Origin of the sequence: Burkholderia sp. (assembly GCF_018375725.1) — a bacterium.
In the GTDB taxonomy this organism is placed as follows: domain Bacteria; phylum Pseudomonadota; class Gammaproteobacteria; order Burkholderiales; family Burkholderiaceae; genus Burkholderia.
In genome coordinates, this window is sequence record NZ_JAHACR010000280.1 from 1 (window position 1) to 5,590 (window position 5,590).

Sequence of the window (5,590 nt, forward strand, 5' to 3'; positions counted from 1 at the left end):
GTTCCCGTCTGGGGCGAGCAAGTACTGCTGTGCCGCCGCGCGATCGAGCCGCGCTACGGCTACTGGACGCTGCCCGCGGGTTTCATGGAAATGGGCGAAACGACCGCCGAGGCCGCCGCGCGCGAGACGCTCGAGGAAGCCGGCGCGCGCGTCGAAGTGCAGACGCTCTTCACACTCCTCAACGTGCCGCAGGTGCATCAGGTGCATCTGTTCTATCTGGCACGGCTCGTCGATCCGGGCTTCGAAGCCGGCGAGGAAAGCCTCGAGGTGCGCCTGTTCGACGAAGCGGACATTCCGTGGGACGAGATCGCGTTCCCGACGGTCAGCCAGACCCTGCGCTTCTTTTTCGCCGACCGGGCCACCGGCGATTACGGCGTACATACCGGCGACATCTTCCGCTCGCTGCGCAACGGCTGAGCCCGCGCCCCATGGTTCCCTGGCTCGGCCTCGACGATCCGTTCCCGCCCGTCGAACGTGCGCTTGGCCCGGCAACCGGCGCGCCGGGACTGCTCGCGGCGAGCGCCGACCTGCTGCCGTCGCGCCTTCTCGACGCCTATCACCGCGGCATCTTTCCCTGGTATTCCGACGGCCAGCCGGTACTGTGGTGGAGTCCCGATCCGCGCATGGTGCTCGTGCCAGCCGAGTTCAAGGTATCGCCTTCGCTGAAGAAAACACTCAGGCGCGTGCTGCGCGAGCCGGCATGGGACGTGCGCGTCGACCAAGATTTCCCCGGCGTGATGCGTGCGTGCGCGCAGGCGCCCCGTCAGGGGCAACGCGGCACATGGATCATGGCCGAGGTCGTCGACGCGTATTCGTCGCTGTTCCGTTCCGGCCGCGCGCACAGCATCGAGACCTGGCTCGACGGACGGCGCGTCGGCGGGCTCTACGGCGTTGCGCTCGGCCGGATGTTCTTCGGCGAATCGATGTACGCGGACGTCAGCGACGCGTCGAAGATCGCGCTCGCCGCGCTCGTCGCCCACCTTCGCGAGCACGGACTGGAAATGATAGACTGCCAGCAGAATACGTCGCATCTGGCGTCGCTCGGCGGCCGCGAGATCGCACGCAAGGCATTCGTCGCTCACGTGCGCCGCGCGGTGGCCGAACCGCCGATTCCGTGGCAGTTCGACAAGCGCGTGCTCGCCATGCTGGCGGGCCGCGGCGAAACCTGAGCAAGCACGGAATCGGGCGCTCGCGCGGCACCCCACCCCTGCATCGAGAGCTGCCCATGACTCACCCGACTGAGCTGCCGCTTTCACCGCTTTCGGCGCTGCAATTCTATGCAACGGCGCCCTATCCGTGCAGCTATCTGGACGGCCGCATCGCGCGCTCGCAGGTCGCGACGCCCAGCCATCTGATCAACTCCGACATCTACACCGAGCTCGTCAAGGCCGGCTTTCGCCGCTCCGGCGTGTTCACCTACCGCCCCTACTGCGACGGCTGCCGCGCGTGCATCCCGGTGCGCGTGCCCGTCACCGCGTTCGTCCCGAGCCGGACGCAGCGCCGGATGTGGAAACGGCACCGCGCGCTCATTGCGACGGTGTCGCCGCTGCACTACGACGAAGAACATTACGCGCTCTACATGCGCTATCAGTCCGCGCGCCATGCCGGCGGCGGCATGGATCGCGACAGTCGGGACCAGTACGAGCAGTTCCTGCTCCAAAGCCGCATCAACTCGCGCCTCGTCGAATTCCGCGACCTCGACGCGCCGGGCGGCGAGCCAGGCAAACTGCGGATGATCAGCATGATCGACATCCTCGGCGACGGGCTTTCGTCGGTCTACACCTTCTTCGAGCCGGACGATCCGCATACGAGTTACGGCACGTACAACATCCTCTGGCAGATCGAGCAGGCCAGGAGTCTCGGCCTGCCGTACGTGTATCTCGGCTACTGGATTCGCGAGAGCCAGAAGATGGCCTACAAGGCCAATTTCCATCCGCTCGAAGGCCTGATCGACGGTCGCTGGAGCGTGCTCGATCCGGAACGGATCGACCTGCCGCCCGTCGATGCGGCCCTTGCACGCGCACCGCTGCCCGGCGGACACTCCGGCGCATCCTGATAGACGCGGCGGCCGCGCGTCGTGACACATGGCGCATCGCCATGACGCCGGTTGCGTCGATACGTCCGACAGCGCCACGGCATGTTCTGCCGCGCAATCCGGGCTCCGCCGCGCAACTCCCGGTAAAATGCCGGGTTGTCAATTTTCTGGCTGCCCGCCCAATCGCCGTGTTCAGTTCCCTCTATCCGCTGGCCCGCGCATCCCTGTTCAAGATGGATGCGGAAGACGCTCACCACCTCACCCTGCGCGCACTCGGCGCGGCTGGCCGCACCGGCCTGGCCTGCGCGCTGTCGGCCCGCGTGCCCGACGCGCCGCGCACCGTGATGGGGCTTACGTTCCGCAACCCGGTCGGCCTCGCGGCCGGCCTCGACAAGGACGGTGCGGCGATCGACGGCCTCGCGGCACTCGGCTTCGGCTTCATCGAGGTCGGCACGGTCACGCCGCGCCCGCAGCCCGGCAACCCGCGTCCGCGCATGTTCCGGCTTCCGCAGGCCGATGCGCTGATCAACCGGATGGGCTTCAACAACAGCGGCGTCGACCAGTTCGTGAAGAACGTCAAGGCGGCCCGCTACCGCGGCATCCTCGGCCTGAACATCGGCAAGAATGCCGACACGCCCATCGAACGCGCCGCCGACGACTACCTGTACTGTCTCGAACGCGTCTACCCGTTCGCGAGCTACGTGACGATCAACATTTCGTCGCCGAATACGAAGAACCTGCGTCAGCTGCAGGGCGCGGGCGAACTCGACGCGCTGCTTGCGGCGCTCAAGGACAAGCAGCAGCGCCTCGCCGACCTGCACGGCAAGCTGGTGCCGCTCGCGCTGAAAATCGCGCCCGACCTCGACGACGAACAGGTCAAGGCGATCGCCGACACGCTGCTGCGCCACAAGATCGAGGCGGTCATCGCGACCAATACGACGCTGTCGCGCGCCGCGGTGCAGGGCCTGCCGCACGCGGACGAGGCCGGCGGCCTGTCCGGCCGCCCGGTGTTCGAGGCGTCGAACGAAGTGATCCGCAAGCTGCACGCGGAGGTCGGCAGCGCGGTGCCGATCATCGGCGTCGGCGGCATCTTCTCCGGCGAAGACGCGCGCGCGAAACTCGCGGCGGGCGCAGCGCTCGTGCAGCTTTATACCGGCTTCATCTACCGCGGTCCGGCACTCGTCGCCGAATGCGTGAAAGCCATCGCCCGCGAACCTGCCGCGTAATATAGAAATAAACAAACGGTATTTCTGGGGCGATTGCGTTTTCGCTATTATCGTGCCAGAACAATTGACCCGCACCGGGGAAGGAATCACCCACGATGAAGATTGTGAAGATTGCGCTGCTGAAGAAACTGCTGGTCGCCGGCCTGATCGGCACGTCGTTCGCCGCGGCGACCGCGCACGCGGCCGACCTGCTCGATGAAGTGAAGCAGCGCGGCACGCTGCGGATCGGCCTCGAAGGCACGTTCCCGCCGTTCAACTCGAAGAATCCGCAAGGCGAGCTGGTCGGCTTCGACGTCGACATCGCCAAGGCGATCGCAGCCAAGCTCGGCGTGAAGCCGGAGTTCGTCACGACCGAATGGAGCGGCATCATCGCCGGCCTGCAGGCGAGCAAGTTCGACGTGATCGTCAACCAGGTCGGCATGACCGACAAGCGCAAGGAAACGCTCGATTTCTCGCCCGCGTACACCTACTCGTCGGCGCAGCTGATCCAGCGCAAGGACGACCCGCGCCAGTTCAAGACGCTCGAGGATCTGAAGGGCAAGAAGCTCGGGGTCGCGCTCGGCACGAACTACATGGACATGGCGAAGTCGGTGCCGGGCATCGACGTGAAGACGTATCCGGGCGCGCCCGAATACCTGCGCGACCTCGCCGCCGGCCGCCTGGACGCGGCGCTCAACGACCGCCTGATGCTCGCGTATCTGACGAAGAACGCACAGCTGCCGCTGCGCCCGGGCGCGAACGTCGGCTCGGCGAACCCGTCGGCCATTCCGTTCCGGAAGAACAATCCGAAGTTCCAGAAGGCGATCGACGACGCGATGGCGAAGCTCGAAGCCGACGGCACCTTCACGAAGATCTCGGACAAGTGGTTCGGCATCGACGTGACCAAGCCGATCAAGTAAGCATGCCGGATTGCCCGCCCCAAGCGGCGGGCCGAACGGGGCGGCATCCGAAACGATGCCGCCCTTTCTTTTATTCGTCCGGTTTATGATTGCGCTTTCGCGCCTGCATCCGATTCACACGCCATGTCCACCCCCACTTTGCTCGTCCAATCGCTGCCCGTGCTTGCCCAGGGCGCCGTCCTGACCGTCAAGTTCGGCATCCTGTCGATGGTGTTCGGTCTTGTCGGCGCCGTCGTGCTGGCAATGATGGGCATCCGGCAGCACGACGGGCTCACCGGCTTCAAGCGCTTCTGCGTGGATGCGCTCGCCGCGGTCGCGCGTGCCTATGTCAGCGTGATGCGCGGTACACCGCTGCTGGTGCAGATCTTCGTCATCTATTACGGACTGCCGAGCCTCGGCATCTCGCTCGACCCGACGCCGGCAGGCGTGATCGCGCTGTCGGCAAACGTCGCCGCCTACATGTCCGAAAGCATGCGCGGCGCGATCAACGGCATCCATCGCGGCCAGTGGCTCGCGGCATACAGCCTCGGGCTGTCGTGGGGGCAGACGCTGCGCTATGTGATCGGCCCGCAGGCGCTGCGCATCGCGGTGCCGAGCCTGTCGAACAGCCTGATCAGCCTGATCAAGGACACCTCGCTCGTGTCGGTGATCACCGTCACCGAACTGCTGCGCAGCGCGCAGGAAGTGATTGCCGCAACCTATCAGCCGCTGCCGCTGTATCTGGCCGCCGCCGCCGTGTACTGGGTGCTGTGCCAGATCCTTGAATGGGCGCAGCGCTGGTACGAAAAACGCCTGTCGCTGCCCGCGCGCCACTGAGCGACGCTTTTTCGTCCGGCGGCGCGGACATGCCGCGCCGCCGGATTCCTGCCCGCGTCACTCGCCGGGAAAACGCACACCGAGCGCCGCACGCGCTGCATCCGCCATCGCGATCATCTGCCGCGAATGATCGTGCGTCATCACCGGGCTTTCGCACTGTCCCGCACGCAGCAATTCGCAAAAATGCGCAGTCTCGTAATTAAGGCCGCCGCCGTCGAATGGCGCGTCGAGTTCGACCATGCGCCCGTCCGCGTAGCGGATCGTCGCGCGCGCCGGGTTCCACCAGTTTTCGTGGATCGTCACATGGCCACCCTGCGCGGCGAGCAGCGCGTCGCCGCGTCCCATCAGGTCGAGCCCGCAGAAGAGTTGCGCGATGCCGTTCTCGTGACGGCTGTTCAGGCTCGCGAACACATCGACACCCGTGACGCCGACGCGGCCGAGCGTCTGCACGTCGAGCGGCGCGCCGAGCCAGTCGACCGCCAGGAACATCTCGTAGATGCCGATATCGAGCAGCGCGCCGCCCGCCTGTTCGAGGCGATACACCGGATGCTCGTCCGGCACGCTCGCCGATGCGCAACCGGCCCGCACAAGCCGGATCTCGCCGATCGGATCGG

At 66.3% G+C, this 5,590-nt stretch carries 6 protein-coding genes and 1 pseudogene; 6 read left to right on the forward strand and 1 reads right to left on the reverse strand.

The annotated features are described in order from the left end of the window. The 6 genes from KH616_RS20665 to KH616_RS20690 form a co-directional block, all read left to right on the forward strand. On the forward strand, nucleotides 1-417 hold a 417-nt coding region (locus tag KH616_RS20665), incomplete at its 5' end, for an NUDIX domain-containing protein (protein WP_292250372.1). 11 nt (nucleotides 418-428) lie between these two features. Beyond that, nucleotides 429-1,169 (forward strand): leucyl/phenylalanyl-tRNA--protein transferase, encoded by a 741-nt coding sequence (gene aat, locus KH616_RS20670; protein WP_292250373.1) that lies wholly within the window; start codon nucleotides 429-431, stop codon nucleotides 1,167-1,169. Between the two features lie 56 nt (nucleotides 1,170-1,225). Further along, on the forward strand, nucleotides 1,226-2,056 hold the full coding sequence (locus KH616_RS20675; RefSeq protein WP_292250375.1) for an arginyltransferase: 831 nt from the start codon (nucleotides 1,226-1,228) through the stop codon (nucleotides 2,054-2,056). Between the two features lie 167 nt (nucleotides 2,057-2,223). Continuing rightward, nucleotides 2,224-3,261: a quinone-dependent dihydroorotate dehydrogenase gene (locus tag KH616_RS20680; RefSeq protein WP_292250377.1), complete on the forward strand. Its 1,038-nt coding sequence runs from the start codon at nucleotides 2,224-2,226 to the stop codon at nucleotides 3,259-3,261. 104 nt (nucleotides 3,262-3,365) lie between these two features. After that, complete coding sequence (locus tag KH616_RS20685; RefSeq protein WP_292250381.1) at nucleotides 3,366-4,160, forward strand: cystine ABC transporter substrate-binding protein; 795 nt, start codon at nucleotides 3,366-3,368, stop codon at nucleotides 4,158-4,160. A gap of 123 nt (nucleotides 4,161-4,283) precedes the next feature. Continuing rightward, nucleotides 4,284-4,976 (forward strand): amino acid ABC transporter permease, encoded by a 693-nt coding sequence (locus KH616_RS20690; RefSeq protein WP_292250379.1) that lies wholly within the window; start codon nucleotides 4,284-4,286, stop codon nucleotides 4,974-4,976. 57 nt (nucleotides 4,977-5,033) lie between these two features. On the opposite strand, the pseudogene KH616_RS20695 reads toward KH616_RS20690, so the two are convergent. Then, nucleotides 5,034-5,590: pseudogene (locus tag KH616_RS20695) on the reverse strand (gfo/Idh/MocA family oxidoreductase); the annotation flags it as partial.